Annotated in this window: 1 protein-coding gene; it reads left to right on the top strand. The window is 46.4% G+C overall.

Going from position 1 to position 539, the window contains the following annotated elements:
* Window positions 1-539, top strand: a 539-nt coding sequence (locus SORDD24_RS11735; protein WP_231082699.1) for a G5 domain-containing protein, incomplete at both ends; no start/stop codon positions are given.

Raw genomic sequence — 539 nt, forward strand, 5'->3', positions numbered from 1 at the left:
CCCAACCAACGGAACCAACTCAACCAAGTCATCCGGAAGTTCCTGTAACACCAACGGAACCGGCGCAGCCAACTGTTCCTGAAAATCCAGTTGTCCCACCGACACCAGAGGAGCCAAGTAAACCGGAAGACCCCGTCACTCCTCCAACTCCGGAGGAACCGACAGCTCCTGAAACTCCAGTTGTGCCAACTAATCCAGCCCAACCTGTTGCACCAACGGAACCAACTCAACCGACATCACCCGAAACTCCAGTCGAACCCGTCACTCCCCCGACTCCGGAGGAACCAAGTAAACCAAGTAAACCAGTTGAGCCTGTTGAAGGAAGGATTGAAGAAGTTACAACGGTAGAAATACCGTATGCAGAAGAAACGATCACTGATGATACAAAATTTGTTGATGAAGTCACAACGACTTCTGGTCAAAATGGTTTAAAAACAGTTACAAAGGTTTATAAAACAGTAGATGGTCAAAAAACCAGCCAAGTTTTGTCGGTTAATGAAGTTATTACGAAACAACCAGTAAATAAGGTAACTACAAGA

The sequence above is a fragment of the Streptococcus oralis genome (genome assembly GCF_001579175.1).
Lineage (GTDB): Bacteria > Bacillota > Bacilli > Lactobacillales > Streptococcaceae > Streptococcus > Streptococcus oralis_O.